General features: G+C 69.3%; 20 protein-coding genes. 7 read left to right on the top strand and 13 right to left on the bottom strand.

Going from position 1 to position 24,634, the window contains the following annotated elements:
- Both ACFXKA_RS03820 and ACFXKA_RS03815 read right to left on the bottom strand, forming a co-directional pair.
- Window positions 1–554, bottom strand: a 554-nt coding sequence (locus ACFXKA_RS03820) for a biotin carboxylase N-terminal domain-containing protein (protein WP_379425844.1), incomplete at its 3' end; no start/stop codon positions are given.
- Window positions 555–754: 200 nt separating this feature from the next.
- Window positions 755–1,654, bottom strand: coding sequence for a sulfurtransferase (locus ACFXKA_RS03815; RefSeq protein ID WP_379425894.1), 900 nt, complete (start codon window positions 1,652–1,654; stop codon window positions 755–757).
- Between the two features lie 273 nt (window positions 1,655–1,927).
- On the opposite strand from ACFXKA_RS03815, the gene ACFXKA_RS03810 reads away from it, so the two are divergent.
- Window positions 1,928–2,623, top strand: coding sequence for a helix-turn-helix transcriptional regulator (locus ACFXKA_RS03810; RefSeq protein WP_379425842.1), 696 nt, complete (start codon window positions 1,928–1,930; stop codon window positions 2,621–2,623).
- Here the strand turns inward: ACFXKA_RS03810 and ACFXKA_RS03805 are convergent.
- The 6 genes from ACFXKA_RS03805 to ACFXKA_RS03780 all read right to left on the bottom strand — a co-directional run bounded on the left by ACFXKA_RS03805 (window position 2,567) and on the right by ACFXKA_RS03780 (window position 8,878).
- Window positions 2,567–3,208, bottom strand: a complete 642-nt coding sequence (locus ACFXKA_RS03805) for a Maf family protein (protein WP_354830130.1) — start codon at window positions 3,206–3,208, stop codon at window positions 2,567–2,569. The genes ACFXKA_RS03810 and ACFXKA_RS03805 overlap by 57 nt on opposite strands.
- A gap of 6 nt (window positions 3,209–3,214) precedes the next feature.
- A complete protein-coding gene (locus ACFXKA_RS03800) occupies window positions 3,215–3,532 on the bottom strand; it encodes an acyl-CoA carboxylase subunit epsilon (protein ID WP_354831571.1) in 318 nt (105 codons plus the stop codon).
- Between the two features lie 214 nt (window positions 3,533–3,746).
- A complete protein-coding gene (locus ACFXKA_RS03795) occupies window positions 3,747–5,384 on the bottom strand; it encodes an acyl-CoA carboxylase subunit beta (protein WP_354830132.1) in 1,638 nt (545 codons plus the stop codon).
- A 246-nt stretch (window positions 5,385–5,630) separates the two neighbouring features.
- Complete coding sequence (locus ACFXKA_RS03790) at window positions 5,631–6,809, bottom strand: beta-propeller fold lactonase family protein (protein WP_379425840.1); 1,179 nt, start codon at window positions 6,807–6,809, stop codon at window positions 5,631–5,633.
- A 174-nt stretch (window positions 6,810–6,983) separates the two neighbouring features.
- Window positions 6,984–8,324, bottom strand: coding sequence for an L-lysine 6-transaminase (gene lat / locus ACFXKA_RS03785; RefSeq protein ID WP_354830135.1), 1,341 nt, complete (start codon window positions 8,322–8,324; stop codon window positions 6,984–6,986).
- 101 nt (window positions 8,325–8,425) lie between these two features.
- Complete coding sequence (locus ACFXKA_RS03780) at window positions 8,426–8,878, bottom strand: Lrp/AsnC family transcriptional regulator (protein ID WP_040855781.1); 453 nt, start codon at window positions 8,876–8,878, stop codon at window positions 8,426–8,428.
- Between the two features lie 58 nt (window positions 8,879–8,936).
- On the opposite strand from ACFXKA_RS03780, the gene ACFXKA_RS03775 reads away from it, so the two are divergent.
- Complete coding sequence (locus tag ACFXKA_RS03775; RefSeq protein WP_379425839.1) at window positions 8,937–10,466, top strand: aldehyde dehydrogenase family protein; 1,530 nt, start codon at window positions 8,937–8,939, stop codon at window positions 10,464–10,466.
- A gap of 29 nt (window positions 10,467–10,495) precedes the next feature.
- Here the strand turns inward: ACFXKA_RS03775 and ACFXKA_RS03770 are convergent, their stop codons facing one another.
- Both ACFXKA_RS03770 and ACFXKA_RS03765 read right to left on the bottom strand, forming a co-directional pair.
- Window positions 10,496–11,356, bottom strand: a complete 861-nt coding sequence (locus ACFXKA_RS03770; protein ID WP_379425837.1) for an SDR family oxidoreductase — start codon at window positions 11,354–11,356, stop codon at window positions 10,496–10,498.
- Window positions 11,353–12,312, bottom strand: a complete 960-nt coding sequence (locus ACFXKA_RS03765) for a patatin-like phospholipase family protein (protein WP_379425835.1) — start codon at window positions 12,310–12,312, stop codon at window positions 11,353–11,355. The genes ACFXKA_RS03770 and ACFXKA_RS03765 overlap by 4 nt, the downstream gene beginning before the upstream one ends.
- Window positions 12,313–12,381: 69 nt before the next feature.
- Between ACFXKA_RS03765 and ACFXKA_RS03760 the strand changes: the two genes are divergently transcribed.
- Window positions 12,382–12,990, top strand: a complete 609-nt coding sequence (locus ACFXKA_RS03760; protein WP_379425833.1) for a TetR/AcrR family transcriptional regulator — start codon at window positions 12,382–12,384, stop codon at window positions 12,988–12,990.
- A gap of 4 nt (window positions 12,991–12,994) precedes the next feature.
- On the opposite strand, the gene ACFXKA_RS03755 is transcribed toward ACFXKA_RS03760, so the two are convergent.
- Window positions 12,995–13,540 carry a histidine phosphatase family protein gene (locus ACFXKA_RS03755; RefSeq protein WP_354830143.1) on the bottom strand — a complete coding sequence of 182 codons (546 nt, stop codon included), beginning with the start codon at window positions 13,538–13,540 and terminating at the stop codon, window positions 12,995–12,997.
- 109 nt (window positions 13,541–13,649) lie between these two features.
- Between ACFXKA_RS03755 and ACFXKA_RS03750 the strand changes: the two genes are divergently transcribed.
- From ACFXKA_RS03750 to ACFXKA_RS03740, 3 genes are all read left to right on the top strand, one after another.
- A complete protein-coding gene (locus ACFXKA_RS03750; protein ID WP_379425831.1) occupies window positions 13,650–18,602 on the top strand; it encodes an ATP-dependent helicase in 4,953 nt (1,650 codons plus the stop codon).
- A gap of 6 nt (window positions 18,603–18,608) precedes the next feature.
- Window positions 18,609–19,376 carry a DNA-formamidopyrimidine glycosylase family protein gene (locus ACFXKA_RS03745; RefSeq protein ID WP_379425829.1) on the top strand — a complete coding sequence of 256 codons (768 nt, stop codon included), beginning with the start codon at window positions 18,609–18,611 and terminating at the stop codon, window positions 19,374–19,376.
- Between the two features lie 105 nt (window positions 19,377–19,481).
- Window positions 19,482–20,120, top strand: coding sequence for an NADPH-dependent F420 reductase (locus ACFXKA_RS03740; protein WP_379425827.1), 639 nt, complete (start codon window positions 19,482–19,484; stop codon window positions 20,118–20,120).
- On the opposite strand, the gene glpD is transcribed toward ACFXKA_RS03740, so the two are convergent.
- Window positions 20,102–21,838, bottom strand: coding sequence for a glycerol-3-phosphate dehydrogenase (gene glpD / locus ACFXKA_RS03735; RefSeq protein ID WP_379425825.1), 1,737 nt, complete (start codon window positions 21,836–21,838; stop codon window positions 20,102–20,104). The genes ACFXKA_RS03740 and glpD overlap by 19 nt on opposite strands.
- A gap of 82 nt (window positions 21,839–21,920) precedes the next feature.
- Here glpD and glpK point away from each other — a divergent pair, with 82 nt between their 5' ends.
- Window positions 21,921–23,417, top strand: coding sequence for a glycerol kinase GlpK (gene glpK, locus ACFXKA_RS03730; RefSeq protein ID WP_379425824.1), 1,497 nt, complete (start codon window positions 21,921–21,923; stop codon window positions 23,415–23,417).
- A gap of 3 nt (window positions 23,418–23,420) precedes the next feature.
- On the opposite strand, the gene ACFXKA_RS03725 is transcribed toward glpK, so the two are convergent.
- Complete coding sequence (locus ACFXKA_RS03725) at window positions 23,421–24,602, bottom strand: PLP-dependent aminotransferase family protein (RefSeq protein WP_379425822.1); 1,182 nt, start codon at window positions 24,600–24,602, stop codon at window positions 23,421–23,423.
- Between the last annotated feature and the right edge of the window lie 32 nt (window positions 24,603–24,634).

The raw sequence follows: 24,634 nt of genomic DNA, 5'->3' as shown, positions 1-24,634 counted from the left end.
GGGATCTCCTCGATGGTGTGCGCGACCTTCATGCCGCGACCGCCACCACCGAAGGCGGCCTTGATGGCCACCGGAACGCCGAACTCCTTGGCGAACGCCACCACCTCGTCGGCGTTCTTGACCGGGTCCTTGGTGCCCGCGGCCATCGGCGCGTTGGCGCGCTCGGCGATGTGGCGGGCGGTGACCTTGTCACCCAGGTCGCGGATCGACTGCGGCGAGGGGCCGATCCAGATCAGCCCGGCATCGATCACGGCCTGCGCGAAATCGGCGTTCTCCGACAGGAAGCCGTAACCCGGGTGGATGGCGTCCGCGCCGGCCTTGGCGGCGGCGTCGAGGATCTTGTCGAACACCAGGTACGACTCGGCCGAGGTCTGGCCGCCCAGGGCGAAGGCCTCGTCGGCGAGCTTGACGAACGGCGCATCGGCGTCCGGTTCGGCGTATACGGCCACACTGGCGATACCGGCGTCCTTGGCGGCCCGGATCACGCGCACGGCGATCTCGCCTCGGTTGGCTACGAGGACCTTTGTGATCTGCGCGTTGGCATGGTTGGGCACTGAGCCTCCTGTGCTCTGGATACTTTCGTCTGTCGGCAGTGTAGGCATCGTGCCAACAATCACCGAACCGAGGATAGGGCTACCGAAGAGTAGGCCCGAAGAGTGAGCAATGCGACTCTTCGAACGGTCTTTTTTAGAACCTGTTCTACCAGACTCTCCCGCGACCTTCCCCTGTGCATACCCCGGGAGGGGCGCGGGCGTTACGAGCTTGCCACGACCATGGGCGGCTCGCCGGGTTCTTCGCCGATCACGATGGGCGCGCCGACCGCATTGGCCCACTCGGTCCAGGAGCCGTCGTAGTTGCGCACACCGGGCACACCCAGCAGATATGTCAGCACGAACCAGGTCAGCGCGGAGCGTTCGCCGACCCGCGAGTAGACCAGCGGCGCGACGCCGGTGACCACCGCGCCGTAGATGACATCGAGCTCGGCCCGCGGCCGGAAGCGGGCGTCCGCGCCGACCGAGGAGGTCCACGGAATATTGACCGCGGTGGGAATGTGGCCCGCGCGCAGCGCCTGTTCCTCGGGGCGATCCAGAACGACCAGCTCCCCGGTGTACTCGTCGAACCCGCGCGCATCGATGAGCGGGCCGCCGAAGTGCGCGAGCACGTCCTGACGGAACGCGCGGGCGGACTTGTCGTCACGGTCGGCCACCGGATAGTCGCCCAGCCCCGACGCGGGCACCTCGAAGGTGGTGTCGCGCGCCTCGGAGATCCAGGCGTCGCGGCCGCCGTCCAGCAGGCGCACGTCCTCGTGTCCGAAGAGGGAGAACACCCACAGGGTGGCGGCCGCGGTGCCGTTGGACTTGTCGCCGTAGATGACCACGGTGTCGTCGCGCTCGATGCCCTTGACCCGCATCAGGTCGGCGAAGGCCGCGCCGTCGACGACGTCACGGGTGCGGGGATCGATCAGCTCGGTGCGCCAGTCGATCTTGATGGCGCCGGGCACATGCCCGATGTCGTATAGCAATATGTCTTCGTTGGACTCGATGATCTTGAGTCCCGGCGTGCCGATGTTTGCCGATAGCCACTCTGTGGTTACTAGTCGGTGAGGATGTGCGTAGGAGCCGAATGAGTGATGCGGATCCGGAGCGACGGGCACGTTGTGGTCCTTCACGCGTGGTGGGTTAGGTATTGGCGGTTCGAATCTCGACACCGATCGTAGGCATGTGGCGGTTACGTAACTCGTTTCAGATCACGAATCGGATGATTGAGCGAATTAAGCGCAGCTTCATCCGATAAAGTCTCTCGAGAGGAGGGGTGAGCTATGTCCGATTCTTGGCCGCGACGGCGACTGCTTGCGATCCTACGTGGCGCCAGCGAGCCTCTCGACGCCCAGGAACTGGCGCGCGTCACCGGACAACATGTGACAACGGTGCGTTTTCATTTGGACGTCCTAACCCGGGAATCGCTGGTCCGCCAATTTCAGCAGCCGCCGCGCGGCCGCGGTCGCCCGCGCATCGGCTATACCGCTGTACAGCGATCGGTGGGTTATCAGGAATTGGCGCAGGTGCTCGCCGATCAGCTGGGCAGCGATCCGCGCCGCCGCTCCGAGGCCGCCATCGCGGCCGGGCGCGCCTGGGGCTCGAAACTGGAAGCGGCGGACCAGCCCGTCGAAACGCTGGAAGACGCCAAGGACCTCACCGTCACCCTGATGTCGGAGCTCGGCTTCGCCCCCGAACGCGACCAGGCCGGCGAGACCGAAGAGTCGGCCCTGATCCGCATGACCGCCTGCCCGCTACGCGAACTCGCCCGCACCCACTCCGAGGTGGTGTGCGGCGTGCACCTGGGACTCATGCGAGAAGTACTGGACCGCAACGGCGGCCGCGAGAGCGTGACCGTGCGCCTACACCCGTTCGTGGAACCCGAACTGTGTGTCGCCCGTCTGGAACTACTGCAGGGGCGCCCCGGCGAGGCCGGGCGCGAGGAGGGTCGGGCCGAGTCCGGCGAGCCTCGGCTAGCGCCCTCGACCGGCCGTATCGCACCGCAACTGCGGACCGCCACCGAACCGCAGCTACGCGCGGCGACCGACCCACAGCTGCGCAATACCGACGCCTACTTCGGCCAGTAGCCGGCGCACGAGCGGCAGGCCGATACCGATCACACTCGACGGATCACCGTCGATCTTGTCCACGAACCAGCCGCCCAGGCCGTCCAGGGTGAAGGATCCGGCCACCTGCAGCGGCTCCCCCGTCGCAATGTACGCGTCGAGTTCATCGGGTTCGGGCTTGGCGAAATGCACCGTGGTGGAACTACAGTCGGCCGCCTCGGCGGTGACCTCACCGGCACGCAGCCGCAGCACGCAGTGCCCGGTGAGCAGATCGGCGCTCCGCCCGGCCATCTCGGCCCAGCGCGCGCGGGCGGCCTCGGGGGTCAGGGGTTTACCCTGGAGTACGCCGTCCACGAGCAGCATCGAATCGCAGCCCACCACAACGGAATCGGCGAAGGTGGGATCGGCCGCCAGCTGACCGGCGATCTCACGCGCCTTGGCGCGGGCCAGTTCGATGACGACACGATCGGGTGCGGTATCCGCGGGCAGCGCCGCGGCCACCGCGTCCTCGTCCACATGGGACACCCGGACGACCGGCTCGACGCCCGCATTGCGCAGGACGCCGAGCCGGGCCGGAGATTGAGACGCTAGTACGAAGACGGTCACAGGCCGTCAGTCGCGCCGGTGCGACAGCGCCGGAAAAGCGTAGGGCGAGAAGGGGGAAGAGCCACGGTGCATCAGGGTCGGCACACCCCAGTTGTCGGCCGGGCCGGTCTCGGCCGGTGCGGCCGCGGCGCTCGCGGACGCGGCGGCGAAAACGGTGAGCAGGGCGGCGAGCTCGAGGTCGGTCGGGTTGCCCTTCAGGACCCGGATGACCGGGTCGGTGCTCGACGGTGCGACCTCGGTGACGGCCGTGTCGACGGCGTCCGCCAGTTCATCGACGGTTGCTAGATCCAGTTCGGCGGCGCGCAGTACTTCTTCATCGGCCATGGTCGTCACAGCGCCAGTCCTCCTGTCCGTTCGCCGCAGGGTGTGCGGCGCATTCGTGGCCCGTGTTTGTCCGGGCCGCAAACGGTATTCGTTACAACCCTCGACGGCGAGGGCCATTCCTGAACATCTTCGCTCGGATGAGGCGATCGTGCGCGGTACGAGACCTTTGTCCCATTCGACAGTGTGCGCCCCACACACCGCGCATATCGCATTATCAGAGCGGAATGTTGCCGTGCTTCTTCGGCGGCAGGGACACCATCTTGCGTTCCAGCAGCCGCAGCGCCGACACGATCTGGCCGCGGGTGTGCGAGGGCGGGATGACCGCGTCGACGTAGCCGCGCTCGGCCGCCACGTACGGGTTCACCAGGGTGTCCTCGTACTCGTTCTGCAGCTCCAGGCGCAGCGCGTCGACGTCGTTGCCCTCGGCGGCCGCGGTCTGCAGCTGCTTGCGGTAGACGAAACCGACGGCGCCCGAGGCGCCCATGACGGCGATCTGCGCGGTCGGCCACGCCAGGTTCACGTCGGCGCCCATGTGCTTGGAACCCATGACGTCGTAGGCGCCGCCGTAGGCCTTGCGGGTGATGATTGTGATCTTGCCCACAGTGGCCTCACCGTAGGCATAGAGCAGCTTGGCGCCGCGCCGGATGATGCCGTTGTACTCCTGGCCGGTGCCGGGCAGGAAGCCGGGCACGTCGACCAGGGTGATGATCGGGACGTTGAAGGCGTCACAGGTGCGCACGAAGCGCGCGGCCTTCTCCGAGGCGTCGATGTCGAGGCAGCCCGCGAACTGGGAGGGCTGGTTGGCGACGAAACCGACACTGCGGCCGTCGATCCGGGCGAAGCCGACGATCACGTTCATCGCGCGCTCGGCCTGGACCTCGAGGAACTCCTCGTCGTCCACCAGGCGCTTGATGACCTCGTGCATGTCGTAGGGCTGGTTCGGCGAGTCCGGGACGATGGTGTCCAGCTCGAGGTCGGCCTCGGTGAGGTTCTCCTCGATGGCGCCCGCGGCGGCGGTGGCCGGGAAGCGCGGGGCCTCGGCGCGGTTGTTGCTGGGCAGGTAGCTCAGCAGGTCGCGGACGTAGTCCAGGGCGTCCTGCTCGCCGGAGGCGACGTAGTGCGCCACACCGGACTTCACCATGTGGGTGTGGGCGCCGCCCAGCTCCTCCATGGTGACCTCTTCACCGGTGACGGTCTTGATGACGTCGGGACCGGTGACGAACATCTGCGAGGTCTGGTCGACCATGACCACGAAGTCGGTCAGCGCGGGCGAGTAGACGTGACCGCCGGCGGCCGGACCCATGATCAGCGAGATCTGCGGGATGACACCCGAGGCCTGGATGTTGCGGTGGAAGATCTCACCGTAGAGGCCCAGGGAGACGACGCCTTCCTGGATGCGCGCGCCGGCGCCCTCGTTGATGCCGATCAGCGGGCGGCCGGTCTTGAGCGCCAGGTCCATGACCTTGACGATCTTCTCGCCGTAGACCTCACCGAGGGAACCACCGAAGACGGTGACGTCCTGGGAGAAGATGCAGACGTCGCGGCCGTCGATGGTGCCGTAGCCGGTGACCACGCCGTCGCCCAGCGGACGCTGGTTCTCCAGGCCGAAGTTCACGCTGCGGTGGCGGGCCAGGGCGTCGAGTTCGACGAACGAGCCTTCGTCCAGCAGGGCGAGGATGCGCTCGCGCGCGGTCATCTTGCCCTTGGCGTGGACCTTGTCGACCGCGGCCTCACCCATCGGGTGCTTGGCCTCTTCCAGCCGATTGCGCAGGTCAGCCAGCTTGCCGGCGGTGGTGTGGATATCAGGGGCGCCCGCCGACCCCGGCGAAGGCTGCTGCTGGACACTCGTCATGACGGGGAGTGTAACCAGTACCAGACCCCCTTCGTAATCCAGACGGGGCTACTCGCGAGTACGGTTATTGGCTACCCGCCAGTAGAAAGCCGCAGGTAGAGCGCGCGATTCGAGCGCCGCACCGGCGCGACTCGAACGCTGTTCAATAGCAAATTCCCCCAGTCATCCCGGCCCGGTTTTGGCCGGGTCCACACACCGCGGGCCGGCGGGATTCCGGCCCGCGCACGCCTCGGAAAGCCGAGGGGCTCAACGCATGACGCCGGTGTGGCCGGTCGAGTATCTGCCCGGCTGGGGCCAGATGGTGAGACCGTGCGGGCCGCGGCCGACGGGGATGCGCGCGAGCAGCTTCCACTCGACGATGTCGATGGCGTAGACCTCGCCGTTGTTGCGACCGGAGACCCAGAAGACGCGGCCGTCGGCGGAGAGATTTCCCATATCCGGACTGCCGCCGCCGGGGATCCGCCACTTGCTCGCCAGCTGTCCGGTCGCGAAGTCCAGGACCGCGATGCTGCCCTCCTTGCGATTGGTGATGAGCATCCGCTTGGAGTCGCGGGTGACATAGAGACCGTGGGTGCCCGCGCCGGTCGCGATGAAGCCGGTGTTGTCGAAGGTCTTGGCGTCGAAGACGTAGATGCCGTCGGCCATCATGTCGGCCACGTAGAAGGTGCGGCCGTCGGGTGCGAGCTTGACGTCCTGCGGCATGCCGGAGCGGCCGCCGGGCAGGTCGATCATGCGCAGCAGGCGCAGGCCCGCGATGTCGACCACGGCCAGACGCCCGCCGAATTCGCAGCTGACCAAGGCGGTGCGGCCGTCGGCGGTGAAGTCCATGTGGTTGACGCCCGGGCAGTCGGGGACCGCGATGTCGTGCAGCTTCTCCCAGCTGTGCGGGTCGTAGAAGTCCAGGGATCGGTCGGCCTCGGCGACGACGAGGGCGTACTTGCCGTCCGGGGTGAAGTACATGTTGTACGGGTCGCGGACCGGGATGGGGTCGCCCGCCTCACCGGTGCGGGGGTCGATGGGCAGCAGGCTGCCGCTGCCGATGGGGAGATCGTTGTTGGCGTAGAGCATCTGCATGTCGTAGGCGGGGACGACGTGCTGGGGTTCGCGGCCACCGGCCGGAAAGGTGTCGATGACCTGGAAGGTGTCCGGGTCGATGACGGTGATGGTGTTGGATTCGCTGTTGGGGACGTAGACGCGGGTGGGCTGATCGGCCACGGCGGGACTGAGTTCGCGGGTGGCCGCGTAGATGTCGTCGGGCGAGAGCGGCGGCGGCATGCCGGGTAGCAGGTCCGGCGCCACCGCCGCACCGGGCGGGGTGGCCGGGGGCGCGGAAGGGCGCGGCACGGTGACCGCACCACCGCTCGAGCAACCGGCCAGCATTGCGATGGAAATGACCAGACCCAGACGTGCACGGCGCGCGATCACAGGGTGCACCGTGCCATGGCGGCATTACGGTGAGCTGACATGTCGTCGAATAGTAGGCGGCGACATGGAGGTTCGCGGCGCGATCACGGAGTGTCGCTCCGCACCACGCGGTTCGGGCAAAGGCGACTATTCAGCAAACGGGGACAACTCGGACCCTGCCGGTCGGCTTGCGGCTCAGGCCAATACGCGTCCGAGGGCGTCCACGGCCTCGTCCAGCTCCGCCTCGGTTACCGTCAGCGGCGGCCGGAAACGAATGCCACGCTCGCCGGTGCCGAGGATCAGGACGTGCTCCTGCTCGCGCAGCCGGTTCACCACCTCGTTACGCAGCTCCGGGGTCGCCAGGGTGATGGCGCACATCAGGCCGCGGCCGCGCGGATCGATGACTTCCGCATGGGCCGTGGACAATTCGGTCAGCCGGGTGAGCAGGTACGGGCCCAGCTCCCGGGCTCGGCCCACCAGATCCTCGTGCTCCAACACCTCGAAAACCCGCCGGGCCCTGACCATGTCGGCCAGATTGCCGCCCCAGGTGGAGTTCAGGCGCGAGCTGACATGGAAGACATTGTCGGGCACCTCGTCCACCCGGCCGCCGGCCATGATGCCGCAGACCTGAGTCTTCTTGCCGAAGGCCACGACATCGGGCTCGAGGCCGAGCTGCTGGTAGGCCCACACGCTGCCGGTCATGCCGACACCGGTCTGCACCTCGTCGAGGATGAACAGCGCGTCGTGCTCGTGGCACAGCTGCTGCATCGCACGCAGGAACTCCGGGCGCAGATGCCGGTCGCCACCCTCTCCCTGAATCGGCTCGGCAATGAAACACGCTATGTCGTGGGGGTTTTCGTCGAAGGCGCGGCGCGCCTGGTCGAGCGCGTGCCGCTCGGCGGCCTCGATGTCGGGATGATCGGGTCCGACATACGGGGTGTCGATGCGGGGCCAGTCGAACTTGGGGAAGCGCGCGGTCTTGACCGGGTCGGTGTTGGTGAGCGAGAGCGTGTAGCCGGTGCGGCCGTGGAAGGCTCCGGTCAGGTGCAGCACCTTGGTGCCGAGTTCACCTGGGCGCCCGTGCATTTCGTTGTGGCGCGACTTCCAGTCGAAGGCGGTCTTGAGAGCGTTCTCGACGGCGGGGCCACCGCCGTCGATGAAGAACAGATGCGGCAGCCGCGGATCACCGAGCACGCGCACGAAAGTGTCCACGAAGCGCGCCATTTCGACGGTGTAGACGTCGGAGTTGCTGGGCTTGTTGAGCGCGGCCGCGCTGAGGCCGGCCAGAAAGGGCTTGTCACCCAGCAGGGCAGGGTGGTTCATGCCCAGCGTCGAGGACGCGAAGAAGCCGAACATGTCGAGGTACGCGGTGCCGTCGCGGGCGTCCACGAGCCGGCGGCCGCGGGACTCGCGCAGGTCCAGTACCAGGTCGAAGCCGTCGGCGAGAATGCTCCCGGCGAGGATCTCATGCACCCGGGCGGGGGTGACAAGGGTGGTTTCGGCGGCCGCCCCGAGCCGATCGAGTTCGAGGGTCACGCCACCCAGCGTAAATGAACTTTTACGGCCATGCCCGTAAGTTCCGGAATTATTACGCCCGTGACCGGCGCGAAATCTGAATGTCTGCGGCCGCCGCGACCTTACTTGTCATAGAATGTCTGCAAAATGATGGTGCTTCTCGTCCGGACGTTGGCCGTCGCTCGGATCTCCTGCAGCAGCTGCTCCAAGTGCCTGGGCGAGGCCACCCGCACCATGAGCATGTAGCTCTCATCGCCGGCGACCGAGTGACACGCTTCGATACCCGGAATGTGCTGGAGCAGTGCGGGTGCGTCATCAGGTTGAGACGGGTCGAGAGGAGTTATCGCGACGAAAGCCGACAGCATCTGGCCCAGCGCCTCGGGATCGACATTCGCCGTGTAGCCGCGAATCACGCCCCGCGCCTCGAGCCGCCGCACCCGCGACTGCACCGCGGACACCGAAAGATTGGCCTTCTCCGCCAGATTGGACAGAGTGGCGCGACCATCGGCAATCAGCTCACGGATCAGCAGTCGATCGATGTCGTCGAGTACAAGTTTCGCCGGTGTATCCGCCATCAGCGAAGGCTAACGCAGCGAACCGAACTCGGTGCCGGAACCCAACCTGGAGCATGTAATGAGTCACGCACTGTCAGACGGGGTGACCCGTGAGCTCCGTGAGCAGACGGAGAAGTTGCTGCAACGCCTCGGTGTCGAAACGCCCCAACCGGGCGAACTCTCGGCCCGCACCCCGATCACCGGCGACGAGCTGATCACCCTGCGCGCGAGCGATTCCGCCGCGGTCGAGGCCGCCATCGCCCGCGCCGAGACCGCCTTCCGGAGCTGGCGCACGATACCGGCGCCGCAGCGGGCCGCGGTGGTGCGGCGGCTGGCGGCGCTGCTCACCGTGCACCGGGACGAGCTGGGCGAACTGGTCACCGTGGAGGCGGGCAAGATCGGCGCGGAGGCGCGCGGCGAGGTCCAGGAGATGATCGATATCTGCGAGTTCGCCATCGGGCTGTCGCGGCAGCTGTACGGGCGGACCATGCCGTCGGAGCGGCCCGGGCACCGGCTCATGGAGACGTGGCACCCGCTCGGGGTGGTCGGGGTCATCTCGGCGTTCAACTTCCCGGTCGCGGTGTGGGCGTGGAATACCGCGGTCGCGCTGGTGTGCGGGGACACCGTGGTGTGGAAGCCGTCGGAGGCGACGCCGCTGACCGCGCTGGCCTGTCACACCCTGCTGCGTAGGGCGGCGCGGGAGGTGGGCGTGGATCCCGAAGTGCACCAGCTGATCCAGGGCCCGGCGGCGATCGGCGAGCAGCTCGTGGACGATCCGCGGGTGGCGCTGGTGAGCGCGACGGGGTCGGTGCGGATGGGGCAGCAGGTCGCGCCGCGGGTGGCGGCGCGGTTCGGTCGCTGCCTGCTGGAGCTGGGCGGCAACAACGCGGCGATCGTCACCCCCTCGGCGGATCTCGACCTGGCTACGCGGGGAATCGTTTTCGCGGCGGCCGGCACCGCGGGCCAGCGGTGCACGACGCTGCGGCGGCTGATCGTGCACGTGGATGTGGCCGGGCCGCTGCTGGATCGGATCTCGGCGGCGTATCGCCAACTGCGCGTGGGTAACCCGCTCGAGGAGGGCGTTCTCGTCGGGCCGCTCATCACCGAGCGGGCCTACGACGGCATGCGGGCGGCGCTGGAGCGCGCGCTGGCCGACGGCGGTGAATTGATCTGCGGTGGTGAGCGTATCGAGGGGCCGGGCGAGAACGCCTTCTATGTCCGGCCGGCCCTGGTGCGCATGCCCGCGCAGACCGAGGTGGTCCGGGAGGAGACCTTCGCGCCGATCCTCTACGCGCTCACCTACCACCGCCTGGACACCGCCATCGAGCTGCACAACGGTGTGCCGCAGGGACTTTCGTCATCGATCTTCACCCGGGACCAGCGCGAGGCGGAACGGTTCCTGGCCGCCGACGGGTCGGACTGCGGTATCGCCAATGTCAATATCGGCACCTCGGGGGCCGAGATCGGCGGCGCGTTCGGCGGCGAGAAGCAGACGGGCGGTGGCCGGGAGTCCGGGTCGGACTCCTGGAAGGCGTACATGCGCCGGGCCACCAACACCATCAATTACTCTGCCGAATTGCCGCTGGCGCAAGGCATTCGGTTCGAATAAGCACCCCTCGGCCTGCCAACCGGACCCGTCTACGCCTCGGGCCGGTCTTCCTCGGCGGCGATCGCGCGCACCTGTTCCTCGTACCGGGCCCGCACCTGCTCGTCGGCCGGGTGCAGCGCCCGGTCGCCGTTGAAGAGCCTGCGCACCAGGCGGACCGCGGGCTCGGGCGCGGCGGCCAGCGCGACGTCGATCGGGCCCAGGTAGTTCGGGACGGCGACCTCGGCGCGGCGGGTGCGCACGGTCCCGAGCACGGCCTCGGCCACGTCCTCCGGGTCGACGGTCGGCATGCCACCGCCCAGCGCCAGGCCCGAGGACAGGCGGGTGCGCACGGCCGACGGCATGACGCAGCTGACGCTGACGCCGTGCGGCGCGAACTCCAGACGCGTGGCGGCCGACAGGCCCACGGCGGCGAACTTGCTGGCGTTGTAGACGGCCAGGCCCGGGATCGGGATCTTGCCGGCCAGCGAGGCGACGTTCACCACGTGGCCGTGGCCACGTTCGATCATGCCGGGGACGACGGCGCGCATGCCGTGGATGAGGCCCCAGACATTGACGTCCATGGTGGTGTGGCCCACCGCATCCGGTTCGTCGAGGAAGGCGCCCGCGGGCATCACGCCCGCATTGTTGACCAGGATGTCGACCGCACCGAAGTCGGCGACGACCTTGTCCCACCGGGTCCGGTCGCGCACGTCGAGCTCGAAGGCCCTGGCGTCCAGGGCGGCCGCGGCCGTCTGCGCGGCGGCGCTGTCCACATCGGCGATGGCGACCTGCGCACCCTTGCTCGCGAAGAGCTCCGCGGTGCACCGGCCGATGCCGCGGCCCGCGCCGGTGATCAGCACCCGGGCGCCGGTCAATTCGATGGCGGGATAGCCGTTTCCGAAGATGCTCATCTGAACTCTCCCTGTTCGACCTGGCGGCGGGTGCTGCCCAGGCTGTGTTCGAAGGTGTCGAGACGGCGGCGGCCGTCCATGAAGTTGGGGCCCATGACCGCGAGATCCCCGGCCGTGGCGTCGATGCGCAGCACCCGCACGCCACTGGCGCGCAGCAGGGCGATCTCGGCATCGAGCTTCTCGCTCATGCGGTTTCGCAGCTGGCGCTCCAGGAAGTGGCCGGGGCCGGTGACCGGCAGGCGGCCGGTGGAGGCCATCGGGGCGATCACCACGACCTCGTCGAGGCCGGCCGGGATGAGCAGGTCGGCGGACGCGGTGGAGGCCGCGCCGCCGTCGATGAACCGGCGGCCCGCGATCGGGACGGCCGGGAACCAGCCGGGCACCGCCCACGAAGCGCGCAGGGCCGCACCGAGATTCGCGTCGGGTGCGGACGGGGAGCCGAAGGCCACCCGCTCGCCGCTGGCATTGTCCATGGCCACCAGCCAGGTCGCCGGGTGCTGGACCCAGTCCCGGCCGGGGTTCAGCCGCTCGGCCAGTCGCTGGAGCCAGGCCGGGTCGCCGCCCCCCTGCGGCAGCAACCCACTGCCCGCGGTGAGCAGGGCGTGACCGTTTCCGGGACGGGCCAGCAGTTCCCGGACCGCACGGCCGGGCGCGCCCAGGCGCGGGCGCGGCAGCGGCGGGAATCGTCCGGGCTCCGAGCGCATGTGGTCGGTGAGGATCGGGTTGGTGGCGACGCCGCGCTGCATGGCGACCAGGTCGTCGACCCCGGTGCCGCTGCCCAGCAGCGTCAGCGCCTCCGCGCCCGCCGAGGTGCCGATCATGACGTCGGCGGTGCGCGGGTCCCAGTCGAGCACGTCCTGCACCGCGGCCAGCGCGGCGACGATCCAGGCCATGCCGACCGTGCCGCCGCACCCGATGGCCAGGCCACGTCGCTGTGGCCCGTTCCTGTTACTCATGGTTTCGCAGACTAACAGTTTTCACATACCGTCGGTATCCCAAATCCTGGAGTACATAGAATCGTGGCCATGGCACGACTGACCAGGATCGAGAGCCAGGCGCGCACCCGCGCGGACCTGCTCGCCACCGCGCGCGAGATGTTCCTGATGGACGGATATGCCAAGACCAGCCTGGAACGGGTAGCCGAGGAGGCGGGGTACTCCAAGGGCGCGGTCTACTCGAACTTCCGGACCAAATCGGCGCTCTGTCTCGAGGTGCTGGCGCTCATTCACGAGACCAAGTTCACCGAGCTGACCGACCTGCTCGCCGGCGAGGACGACCTGGAGGCGCGGATGGAACGCTTCCAGGGCTGGGCCGAGCGCACGCTCGGCGATGTCGGCTGGACCCTGCTGGAATTCGAGTTCGCCATCGTGGCCCGCGACGACGCGGATCTGCAGGCCGCGCTGGTCTCCAGCCTGAGCATGATGCGCGGCGCGGTCGCGGTTCAGCTGCAGGCGCTGGCCGACTCCATGCACCTGACCCTGCCCATGTCGGCCGAGGACGCCGCGACCACGCTGCTGAGTCTCGGCCTGGGCCTTGGCATTCAACGCGCCGTGGACCCCGGGATCTCGGCCCGCCTGATCACCGACGCCGTGCGGGCCATGCTGGCCGCCGCGCAGCGCATTCCGCGGAGCTAGCTGGTCACGAGCGGAAGTGGAGCGTCCATTCGCCCCGATAATGCAGCCGGGTGACGGTGACGGGCGGAACATCGATGCGCCAGAAGGACTTTGCGGGCGCGTCGAGGGTGACCAGCAGCGCGGCCCGGATCACCGCGGGATGTGTGACGGCAATGGTGGGTTCGCCGTCGAGGGCGATATCGGCGAGCCATTCGCCGGTGCGCTCGATGACGTCGACCACCGCCTCGCCGCCGTGACCGCGGAAGCCCGGGTCGGTGAGCCACAGATAGAGGTCTTCCTTGGGCACGGACATGAGTTCGCCACCGCGCCAGGCCCCGGCGTCGAGATCGCGTAGTCGATCGTCCTCGTCGCCCGTGAGCCCCATGAGGGTGGCGGTCTCGATGGTGCGGCGCTCGGGGGCGGTGATCACCCGGGCGGCGGTCAGGCGGCCGCAGGCGGAGACCGCGCGGCGGCCCGCTTCCGTGAGAGGTTCATCGACCGGGAATCGTGCTCTGCGCATCGCCTCGGTCATACCGTGACTGACCAGGTCGAGTCGGAGCACCTTCTGCACGGTCCGAAGCCTACGCGCGGGATCTGGAGGCGTATCGCGATGCCGCGTATGACGGGGTTGCCCCGGCAGGTTGGCGGAGTCTGTCGGTGCGCGGGTGCAGACTGGGGCAATGCATCGGTTCTCACCCGCCACCAGAGAGTGGTTCGACGGTGCGTTTGCCGCGCCGACGGCCGCGCAACTGGGGGCGTGGGAATCGATCGCGGCGGGGCAGCACACGCTGGTGATCGCGCCCACCGGGTCGGGCAAGACGCTGTCGGCGTTCCTGTGGGCCATCGACCAGCTGGCCACCCGGGAACCGCCCGAGGGGCCGCGCAAGACGTCGGTGCTCTATATCTCTCCGCTCAAGGCGCTGGCCGTGGATGTGGAGCGGAATCTGCGGGCGCCGCTGGTCGGGATCACGCAGACGGCCAGGCGTTTGGGCGTGGCAGCACCGGATATTCGCGTGGGGGTGCGTTCCGGTGACACCAGCGCCGCGGATCGGCGCACCATGCAGCGCACCCCGCCGGACATTCTGATCACCACGCCGGAATCACTGTTCCTCATGCTGACCTCGGCGGCGCGGGAGACGCTCAGCGGGGTGCACACGGTGATCGTGGACGAGGTGCACGCCATCGCGGGCTCGAAACGCGGTGCGCACCTGGCGCTTTCACTGGCGCGACTGGACCTGCTCCGCTCCGCCTCCCCGCGCTTCGACCGCCCGGCACAGCGGATCGGGCTGTCGGCGACGGTGCGGCCGCCGGAGGAGGTGGGGCGGTTCCTGGTCGGGAGCGCGCCCATCACCATTGTCGCGCCGCCCGCACCCAAGACCTTCGACCTGTCGGTGCGGGTGCCGGTGCCCGATATGACCGAACCCGATGCGGGCGCCGAGGATTCGGATCAACCGGGCTCGATCTGGCCGCACGTGGACGAGGCCATCGTGGATCTGGTGCTCGAGCACCGGTCGTCGATCGTGTTCGCGAATTCGCGGCGGCTGTCCGAGCGGCTCACGGCCCGCCTGAACGAGGCGTACGCGGCGCGCATCGGCGAGGCGGTGGACACCGAGCACGCGCCGCCCGCCCAATTGGGCGCGTCCACGGAGGTGATCCACGGCGCCACAACGCTTCTCGCGCGCGCCCATCACGGGTCGGTGAGCAAGGAGCAGCGGGCGCTCATCGAAGACGACCTCAAGAGTGGGCGACTGCGCTGCGTGGTCGCCACCAGCAGCCTCGAACTCGGCATCGACATGGGTGCGGTCGAGTTGGTGGTGCAGGTGGAGGCGCCGCCGTCGGTGGCCTCCGGGTTGCAGCGGGTGGGCCGGGCCGGGCACCAGGTGGGTGAGATCTCGCGGGGCGTGATCTTCCCCAAGCACCGCACCGATGTCATCCACTGCGCGGTCGCGTCCCTGCGCATGACGGCGGGGCAGATCGAGCAACTCCAGGTCCCCGCCCACCCGCTCGACATCCTCGCCCAGCAGACCGTGGCGGCCTGCGCCCTGGAGCCGATCGACGCCGACGCCTGGTTCGACACCGTCCGCGGCACGGGAAGCTATGCGGCGCTGCCCCGTTCGGCCTACGAGTCGGTCCTGGACCTGCTGGCGGGACGCTACCCCTCCGACGAGTTCGCCGAACTCCGGCCACGCATCGTCTGGGACCGCGACGCGGGCACCCTGACCGGCCGCCCCGGCGCGCAACGGCTGGCGGTGACCTCGGGCGGGGCGATTCCGGACCGCGGCCTGTTCCCGGTGTTCATGGTCGGCGAAAAAGCGTCCCGCGTCGGCGAACTCGACGAGGAGATGGTCTACGAGTCGCGGGTGGGCGATGTCTTCGCCCTGGGTGCGACGAGCTGGCGGATCGAGGAGATCACCTTCGATCGAGTGCTGGTGACACCCGCCTTCGGGCTCCCCGGCCGGCTTCCTTTCTGGCACGGCGATTCCCTGGGCCGTCCCGCCGAATTGGGTGCGGCGCTGGGTGAATTCGTCCGCCTCGCCGGACAGGCCGTCGAACAGCACCGCGCGGCCGGCCGAGGCACGGCCGAGCCCCCGGCGGCCGGACCGAGGGCGACCGGGAAGTCCAAGGGGCGGGCCCCCGTCGAATTGGCACAGGCCCTGGCCGAATTCGCCGCGGGTCACGATCCCGAAGCCAAGGGGGCGGACTCCCCGAAAGCCGCTGCTTCGACAACACGCGCCTCGAAAATCGCCGGGCGCAAGTCCACGCCGGAATCCGAACTCGAGCGGGTCTCCCGGACAGCGGGCCTGGACGACAACGCGACCGGGAATCTGGTGGCGCTGCTCGCCGAACAGCGGGAGGCCACCGGGCAGCTGCCGACGGACAAGACGCTGGTGGTGGAGCGGTTCCGGGACGAACTGGGCGACTGGCGGGTGGTGTTGCACTCGCCGTACGGGCTGCCCGTGCACGCGCCGTGGGCGCTGGCGGTCGCGGCCCGCCTGCGGGAGCGGTTCGGGGTGGATGCCGCGCCGACCCCGTCGGACGATGGGATCGTGGTGCGCTTGCCGGACACCACCGATGATCCGCCGGGGGCCGAGCTGTTCGTGTTCGAGACCGATGAGATCGACGATCTGGTGACCGAACAGGTCGGCGGCTCCGCGCTTTTCGCGTCGCGATTCCGGGAGTGCGCGGCACGAGCGCTGCTGCTGCCGCGCCGGGATCCGGGCAAACGCGCGCCGCTGTGGCAGCAGCGGCAGCGGGCGGCGCAGCTGCTGGACGTGGCGCGCAAGTTCCCCGAGTTCCCGATCCTGCTGGAGACCGTGCGGGAGTGCCTCCAGGACGTCTACGACCTGCCCTCGCTGCGGGACCTGCTGGGCCGGGTGGCGCGGCGGCAGATCCGGCTGGTCGAGGTGGAGACGGCCGCGCCGTCGCCGTTCGCGAATTCCCTGCTGTTCGACTACATCGGGCAGTTCATGTACGAGGGCGACAGCCCGCTGGCGGAGCGGCGGGCGGCGGCGCTGTCGCTCGATTCCAGCCTGCTGGCCGAGCTGCTGGGCCGGGTCGAGCTGCGGGAGCTGCTGGATGCCGGGGTGCTGGAGCAGACCGAACGGGAATTGCAGCGGCTCACGCCCGAGCGGCAGGCGCGGGATCTGGAGGGGCTGGCCGATCTGCTGCGGCTGCTGGGCCCGCTGACGGCCGCGGAGGCGGCCGAGCGCTGCGTGGCGGAGCCGCGGGAGTGGTTCGCTGAGCTGGTGAAATCGCGCCGGGCGCTGGAGGTTTCCTTCGCGGGGTCGCAGTGGTGGGTGGCCATCGAGGACGCCTCGCGGCTGCGCGACGCGCTCGGCGTGCCGTTGCCCATCGGGGTCCCGGCGGCCTTCATCGAGCCGGTCGCCGATCCGCTGGGCGATCTGATCGGCCGCTACGCGCGCACGCACGGGCCGTTCACGCTGACGCAGGCGGCGCATCGTTTCGGGCTGGGCCCGGCCGTGGCGGCCACCGCGCTGCACCGCCTCGGGCTCGAGAAGCGGGTGGTGGAGGGCGAATTCACGCCCGGTGCGGCGGGCGCGGAGTGGTGTGACAGCGAGGTGCTGCGCCGCCTGCGCCGGCGCTCGCTGGCCGCCGCCCGCAAGGAGGTGGAACCGGTGGCGACCGCCGCGCTGGGCCGCTTCCTGCCGTCCTGGCAGCATGTCGGCTCCGGGGAGTTGCGCGGCGTGGACGGCGTCGCCGCGGTGGTGGAACAGCTTGCGGGCGTGCCGATTCCGGCCTCGGCGTGGGAATCGCTGATCCTGCCGCTGCGGGTGCGTGACTACTCCCCCGCCATGCTGGACGAGCTGATGGCCACCGGCGAGGTGATCTGGTCGGGGCACGGGTCGATCACCGCCAAGGACGGCTGGATCGCCCTGCATCCGGCCGAACAGGCGGGACTGACGCTGCCGCCGCCCGATGACATCGATCTCACCGAGCGGCACATCGGGCTGCTGACGACCCTGGGGGCCACCGTGATCGGCGGCACCGTCGCCACGGGCGCGGGCTCCGCCGACACCGCCGGCCCCAGAGACATCGCGGGCGCTGGAAACACTGCGGGCTCCGGTCACACCGCAGGCTCCGGTCACACCGCGAGCGCCGATGGCGAGGGCTCTGGGCCGGTCGGCATTGCGCTGCCGAAGGGCGAGTATCAGGTCGTGACGGGTAATACCGGCGGTGCGTACTTCTTCCGGCAGCTGCTCGAAAGCGCCGGTTCCGACGACGAGGCCACCGTGACGACCGCACTGTGGGATCTGGTGTGGGCCGGGCACATCGGCGGCGACACCTTCGCGCCCGTGCGCGCCCTGCTGGCGGGCACCACCCGCACCACCACCGCGCACCGGACGCCGCGCCGCGCCCCACGCGGGCGAATGTACCTGCCGCGCACCGGAATGCCCGCCCGCACCGCCTCGCCACAGGTGTCGGGCCGCTGGTCACTACTGCCGGAACGGGTGGCCGACACCACGATTCGCGCTCACGCCACCGCCGATGTACTGCTGGAGCGATACGGCGTGCTGACTCGCGGCTCGGTGCAGAGCGAAGGCGTGCCGGGCGGGTTCGCACTCATGTACCGGGTGCTCACCGAGTTCGAGGATCGCGGCCGCTGCCGGCGCGGATACTTCGTGGATTCGCACGGCGGCGCGCAATTCTCGACCACCGACGTGGTGGACCGCCTGCGCTCCTTCGACACCGATCGCACCCGCACGGCGGGCGACGGCTTCTCACCCGGGCCGGTCGGGATCGCGGTGGCCTTGGCGGCCTGCGATCCGGCGAATCCCTACGGCGCGGCGCTCCCCTGGCCCAAGGCGGCGGCCGAGGGGGCGGGACACCGTCCCGGCCGCAAGGCGGGTGCGCTGGTGGTCCTGGTCGACGGCGAACTCGCGCTGTATCTGGAACGCGGCGGCAAGACCCTGCTCACCTTCACCGAGGACCCGGCGATGCGCACGGCCGCGGCCACCGCCCTGGCCGCCCTGGTCCACGACCGCCGGGTGGACTCCCTGGTCATCGACCGGGTGAACGGGGAATCGGTGCACGGCAATACCTTCGCCGGCTTCCTCACCGAGGCCGGTTTCGCGACGACGCCGAAGGGCTTCCGGCTACGGAGCCGTCCGTGAGCCCGCATGCCTGAGGGCGACGCGGTCTTTCTCACCGCCAACCGGCTCCGAAAAGCCCTGGCGGGCAAGGTGCTGGCCCGCAGCGACTTCCGGGTGCCCAGATACGCGACCCTCGACCTGAGGGGCCGGGAGATCGAGAGCGTCGGAACCTACGGCAAGCACCTGTTCGTCCGCACTCCGGACCTGAGCATCCACACCCATCTCGAGATGGAAGGCCAGTGGCGGGTCTATGCGCCCGGACAGCGGTGGACCAGACCGGGTTTCACCGCGCGCCTGATCCTGGCCACCGCGGACGCCGAAGCCGTCGGCTTCTCCCTCGGCCTGGTCGAGGTCCTGCGCCGCCCCGACGAACACACCGCGACCGACCATCTCGGCCCCGATCTACTGGGCCCGGACTGGGATCCCGCCGAGGCGGTCCGCCGCCTGTCCGGCGACCCCGGCCGCCCCATCGGCCTGGCCCTGCTCGATCAGACCAACCTCGCCGGGATCGGCAATATCTACCGCAGCGAAATCTGTTTCCTCCGCCGCGTCCATCCCGCCACCCCGGTCGGCGAGATCGAGGACCTGCCGGCCCTGGTCGACGAGGCCCACCGTGTCCTGGTCCAGGCCGCCCACGAACCACCGTGGCGCGCACAGGCATACGGCCGCCAGCACCGACCCTGCCCCCGCTGCGGCACGGCCCTGGTCGTCCATCTGCTCGGCGACGATGCGAACACCACCCGCGCCGAACGCGGCATCTACTTCTGTCCCCGCTGCCAGCCGCCCCACCGCTGACCGCTCTCACCGGCCGGGTTGTGGCCCGGTATTTCACGCGACAGACATAATTGTCGCTGCCGAAATGCTTTCCCGGGCCCGGTTTCCGGGCCTAGGGTTGCGGGCATGAAAATCGCAATCCTGGGCACGGGGGCGGTCGGGCGGACGTTGTCGGCGCGGTTGGTGGAACTGGGACATGACGTGGTGATCGGGACCCGGGATGTCCAGGCCACGCAGGCGCGGGAGGAGGAGCCGTTTCCGGCGCCGCTTGCCACCGCGGCAGCGGCGGCGGCCGGGGCGGAATTGATCATCAACGCGACGGCGGGGCAGGCCAGTGTGGCCGCGCTGTCGGGCGCGGGGGCGGCGCAGCTGGCGGGAAAGGTGGTGGTGGACATCTCGAATCCGCTGGACTTCTCGCTGGGATTTCCGCCGTTTCTCGCGATCTGCAACACCGATTCGGTCGGAGAGCAGCTGCAGCGGGCGTTCCCCGAGGCGCGGGTGGTGAAGACGCTCAATACCGTCACCGCCGAGGTGATGGTGCATCCGGAGCGGGTGGCGGGCGGCGACCACACGATCTTCGTCTCCGGTGACGACGCCGAGGCCAAGGAGACCGTGAGCGGCCTGCTGCGCGAGTTCGGCTGGCGCGACATCATCGACCTGGGCGATATCACCACCGCCCGCGGCACCGAGATGATGCTGCCGCTGTGGGTGCGGCTCATGGGTGCACTGGGCACCACGGAGTTCAACTACAAATTGGTGCGCTGAGCGTCCAGCACTTCCCGGCGTGCCTCCGGGGCCACCAGGCGCAGCGCGTCGGCGGAGGCGTCGTCGGGCTGGGTCTGGGAGTCGATCTCGGCCCGGACCCGGGCGGTGTAGATCGCCACCTCCCGCTCGATATCGGCCTCCGACCAGCCCAGTACCGGGGCCACCAGCCGCGCCACCTCGTCGGCGGAATCGACACCGCGGTGGGCGTATTCGATGGAGATGCGGGTGCGCCGGGCCATGATGTCGTCGAGGTGCAGGGCGGCCTCGGCGACGGCCGCGTAGACGGCCTCCACCCGCAGGTAGCCGGGTGAGTCCGTGATCGGTTGCAGCAGATCGGGTTTGCCGTCGGCGAGGCCGAGTACCTCGTCGATGAGGGAGCCGTAGCGGTTGAGCAGGTGCTGGATCCGGTACGGGTGGACGCCGTACTTCTCGGCCAGGTGCGGGGTCTGATTCATCAGCGCGTGATACCCGTCCGCGCCCAGCAGCGGCACCTTCTCGGTGATGGTGGGCGGCACCCGCTGCGGAATGTACTGTGCCGCTTCGTCGACCGCGTCGTAGGCCATGACCCGGTAGGTGGTGTACTTGCCGCCGGCGATGGCGACCAGGCCGGGGGCGATGCGGGCCACCGCGTGTTCGCGGGACAGCTTGGAGGTCTGGTCGCTCTCCCCCGCCAGCAGCGGCCGCAGACCCGCGTAGACGCCGGTGATATCGGCCGGGATGAGCGGGGTGACCAGCACCTTGTTGACTTGCTCGAGCAGGTAGTCGATGTCGGATTTGGTGGCGGCCGGGTGCGCGAGGTCGAGGTTCCAGTCGGTGTCGGTGGTGCCGATGATCCAGTGGTCGGTGTTCCAGGCGATGACGAAGAGCACGGACTTCTCGGTGCGCAGGATGAGCGAGGTATCGCTGGCGATCCGGTCGCGCGGCACCACGATGTGCACGCCCTTGGACGCGCGCACATGGAATCGGCCGCGTTGCTGTGCGAGCGACTGGATTTCGTCGGTCCACACGCCGGTGGCATTGATGACGACATTGCCGCGCACCTCGTTGGTGCGGCCGTCCTCGGTGTCGCGCACCTTGATGCCGACCACCCGGTCCGCCTCCTTGAGGAAGCCGGCCACCTGCGTGGAGGTGCGGATGACCGCGCCGTAGTGGGCGGCGGTGCGGGCCACGGTCATGGTGTGGCGGGCGTCGTCGACGACGGTGTCATAGTAGTTCACCCCGCCGGTGAGGGCGTCGCGCTTCAGGCCGGGGGCCTGCCGCAGTGCGGCCGAGCGGGTCAGATGATGCTGTCCGGGAACGGATTTCGCGCCGCCCATGGTGTCGTAGAGCACCAGGCCGGCGGTCACGTAGGGACGCTCCCAGCCGAGGTGGGTGAGCGGGTAGAGGAATTTCAGCGGCTTCACCAGGTGCGGCGCCAGCGTGGACAGCGCCAGCTCGCGCTCCCTGAGAGCCTCACGGACCAGCCCGAATTCCATCATCTCCAGGTAGCGCAGACCGCCGTGGAACATCTTGGAGGAGCGGCTGGAGGTACCGGAGGCCAGGTCGCGGGCCTCGACCAGGGCGACCTCCAGGCCCCGGGTGGCGGCGTCCAGCGCGATTCCGGCGCCGACCACGCCGCCGCCGATGACGATGACATCGAAGGTGTCCTTGCCGAGCCGCCCCCAGGCAGCCTCACGCTGCTCGGGGCCGAGGAACTGCGATCGCGATTGATTCGTCATGCGAGTCTCCTCCGGGCTAATTTTCGGCTACCCAGCGCTACCGTAGCCCACAGTAGTAGGTCCGGTCGGTTAGCCTCGATCAATGCGTCGCTATGTGGCCGCCATCGATCAGGGCACGACGTCGAGTCGGTGCATCGTCTTCGATCATCAGGGCCGAATCGCCGGAGTCGCCCAGCGGGAACACGAACAGATCTTCCCGCGACCCGGATGGGTCGAACATGATCCCGAATCCATTTGGCGCAACACCGAATCGGTGATCGCCGAGGCATTGCGGAGTTGCGGCATCGACGCCGCGGAGGTGGCGGCCGCCGGTGTCACCAATCAGCGTGAGACCACCGTGGTCTGGGAACGCGCCACCGGCAAGCCCATCCACAACGCCATCGTCTGGCAGGACACCCGCACCGCCGATCTCACCGCGGAACTCGCCGGCGACCAGGGCCCCAACCGCTATGCCGACCGCACCGGCCTGCCGCTGTCCACCTATTTCGCCGGGCCGAAACTGCGCTGGATCCTCGACGCCGTGCCGGGCGCGCGGCAGCGCGCCGAGTCCGGGGAACTGTGCTTCGGCACCATGGACAGCTGGATCCTGTGGAACCTGACCGGCCTGCACATCACCGACGTCACCAATGCGTCGCGGACCATGCTGATGGATCTGCGCACGCTGCAATGGGATCCGCGGATCTGCGCCGAATTCGGCGTACCCATGGCGATGCTGCCCGAAATCCGCAGCAGCTCAGAGGTTTACGCGCCCATCACCACCGGCGCCCTGACCGGCGTCCCGGTGGCCGGCATCCTCGGCGACCAGCAGGCCGCCACCTTCGGCCAGGCCTGCCTGTCCCCCGGCGACACCAAGAACACCTACGGCACCGGCAATTTCATGCTCATGAACACCGGCACCACCCCGGTCTTCAGCGAGCACGGGCTGCTCACCACCGTCTGCTATCGGCTCGGTGATCAGCCCGCGGTCTACGCCCTGGAGGGTTCGATCGCGGTCACCGGCTCGCTGGTGCAGTGGCTGCGCGACAATCTGGGCATCATCTCCGCCGCCGAGGAGATCGAACCGCTGGCCCGCACGGTCGCCGACAATGGCGGAGCGTACGTGGTTCCCGCCTTCTCCGGCCTGTTCGCCCCGCGCTGGCGGCCCGACGCGCGCGGTGTGGTGGCGGGCCTGACCCGCTTCGTCACCAAGGGCCACCTGGCCCGAGCCGTGCTGGAGGCCACCGCTTTCCAGACCCGTGAGGTCATCGACGCCATGCGCGCCGATGCCGACGCGCAGCGGCTGGATGTCGAGAAGGTCACCCTCAAGGTGGACGGCGGCATGGTGGTCAACGAACTGCTCATGCAGTTCCAGTCCGACATCCTCGACGCCACCGTGGTCCGGCCGGTCGTCACCGAGACCACCGCCCTGGGCGCCGCCTACGCGGCCGGTCTCGCGGTGGGCTACTGGTCCTCCACCGACGACATCCGCGCCAACTGGGCCGAGGACAAACGCTGGACCCCGGCCATGCCGTCCGCCGACCGCGACCACCTCATGGGCGAGTGGAACAAGGCGGTGGAACGCACCTACGACTGGGTGTGAGCACTACGCGGACGCGTGCGCCTTGGCCAGCCGGTCGACGGCTTCCGCGAGCGTCGCCTCGTCGGAGGTGGTGAAGCACAGCCGCATCGAGTGGGTGTAGTCCGTGGAGACGGCGAAGGCATTGCCGGGGACGTACGCGACGCCCGCGTCGAGCGCCCGGGACAGCAGAGCGGTGGTGTCGGTGCCGTCGGTGAAGTCGACCCACACGAACATGCCGCCGGCGGCGTCGGTGCTGGAGACGCGGTCACCGAAGCGGCCGCGCACGGCGTCGACGAGGGCCTTGGCGCGGGTGCCGTAGACCTGGCGGACCGAATCCACGTGGCCGGCAAGCCATTCGGTGTCGGCGAGCAGGTCCGCGGTGATCTGCTGGGTCAGCGCCGATCCGCACAGGTCCGCGCCCTGCTTGAGCAGCTCCACGGCGCGGCACACCGGGGCGGGGGCGATCATCCAGCCCGCGCGCAGTGTGGGGGCGAGGATCTTCGAGGCGCTGGAGAGGCGGATCACGTTGGGCGAGTATGTCGCCACCGGCGCGGGTGAGGGCCGGTCGAACCAGAGCTCACCGTACGGGTCGTCCTCGATGATCCAGAAGCCGTACTGCTCGGCCAGATTCGCCAGCTCGCGGCGGCGCTCGGGGCTCAGGGTGACCCCGCCCGGATTGTGGAAGTTGCTGACCGTGTGGACCACGGCCGGGCGCTCGCCCGCCGCCAGCAGCTCACGCAGGGCGTCCAGGCGCATACCCTCGGAGTCCAGGGGCACGGCCACGATGCGCGCCCCGGCGGCCCGGAAGACCTGCAGGGCACCGACATACGCGGGATCCTCCACCACGACCAGCGCGCCCGGGTCCAGCAGCACCTCCGACAGCAGCGAGAGCGCCTGCTGCGAGCCGTGGGTGACGAAGATCTCCTCGACCGGGACCGCGCGGCCCAGCCGGCCGGATTCGCGGACGGCCAGCACCTCGCGCAGCGGGCCCCAGCCCGGGGACTCGGTGTACTGGAGCCGCGAGCGGTCGGACAGCGCCGCGTCGGCGGCTACCGCGATGCGGTCGCGGGGCATGAGTTCGGCGTCCGGCAAACCTCCGGCCAAGCTGATGATGTCCGCGCGCGAGGTGAGCTTGAGCAGGTCACGAATCGCCGAGCTCTGCAGGCCGTCGAGACGCCGCGCGAGGGGCGGGAAGGTCGCGGACATGGAAACACCTCCGAAGGCGATACCGGGGTATG

The sequence above is a fragment of the Nocardia sp. NPDC059228 genome (assembly GCF_042754245.1).
In the GTDB taxonomy this organism is placed as follows: Bacteria; Actinomycetota; Actinomycetes; order Mycobacteriales; family Mycobacteriaceae; genus Nocardia.
This window is presented reverse-complemented; position numbering and strand designations above follow the sequence as displayed.

What these genes read in the sequence shown, in the direction of transcription:
- ACFXKA_RS03800 (WP_354831571.1), bottom strand. Translation starts at nt 3,532, where the DNA reads ATGGCCGATGAAGAAGTACTGCGCGCCGCCGAACTGGATCTAGCAACC.
- ACFXKA_RS03795 (WP_354830132.1), bottom strand. Translation starts at nt 5,384, where the DNA reads ATGACGAGTGTCCAGCAGCAGCCTTCGCCGGGGTCGGCGGGCGCCCCT.
- ACFXKA_RS03780 (WP_040855781.1), bottom strand. Translation starts at nt 8,878, where the DNA reads ATGGCGGATACACCGGCGAAACTTGTACTCGACGACATCGATCGACTG.
- ACFXKA_RS03775 (WP_379425839.1), top strand. Translation starts at nt 8,937, where the DNA reads ATGAGTCACGCACTGTCAGACGGGGTGACCCGTGAGCTCCGTGAGCAG.
- ACFXKA_RS03770 (WP_379425837.1), bottom strand. Translation starts at nt 11,356, where the DNA reads ATGAGCATCTTCGGAAACGGCTATCCCGCCATCGAATTGACCGGCGCC.
- ACFXKA_RS03765 (WP_379425835.1), bottom strand. Translation starts at nt 12,312, where the DNA reads ATGAGTAACAGGAACGGGCCACAGCGACGTGGCCTGGCCATCGGGTGC.
- ACFXKA_RS03760 (WP_379425833.1), top strand. Translation starts at nt 12,382, where the DNA reads ATGGCACGACTGACCAGGATCGAGAGCCAGGCGCGCACCCGCGCGGAC.
- ACFXKA_RS03750 (WP_379425831.1), top strand. Translation starts at nt 13,650, where the DNA reads ATGCATCGGTTCTCACCCGCCACCAGAGAGTGGTTCGACGGTGCGTTT.
- ACFXKA_RS03745 (WP_379425829.1), top strand. Translation starts at nt 18,609, where the DNA reads ATGCCTGAGGGCGACGCGGTCTTTCTCACCGCCAACCGGCTCCGAAAA.
- ACFXKA_RS03740 (WP_379425827.1), top strand. Translation starts at nt 19,482, where the DNA reads ATGAAAATCGCAATCCTGGGCACGGGGGCGGTCGGGCGGACGTTGTCG.
- glpD (WP_379425825.1), bottom strand. Translation starts at nt 21,838, where the DNA reads ATGACGAATCAATCGCGATCGCAGTTCCTCGGCCCCGAGCAGCGTGAG.
- glpK (WP_379425824.1), top strand. Translation starts at nt 21,921, where the DNA reads ATGCGTCGCTATGTGGCCGCCATCGATCAGGGCACGACGTCGAGTCGG.
- ACFXKA_RS03725 (WP_379425822.1), bottom strand. Translation starts at nt 24,602, where the DNA reads ATGTCCGCGACCTTCCCGCCCCTCGCGCGGCGTCTCGACGGCCTGCAG.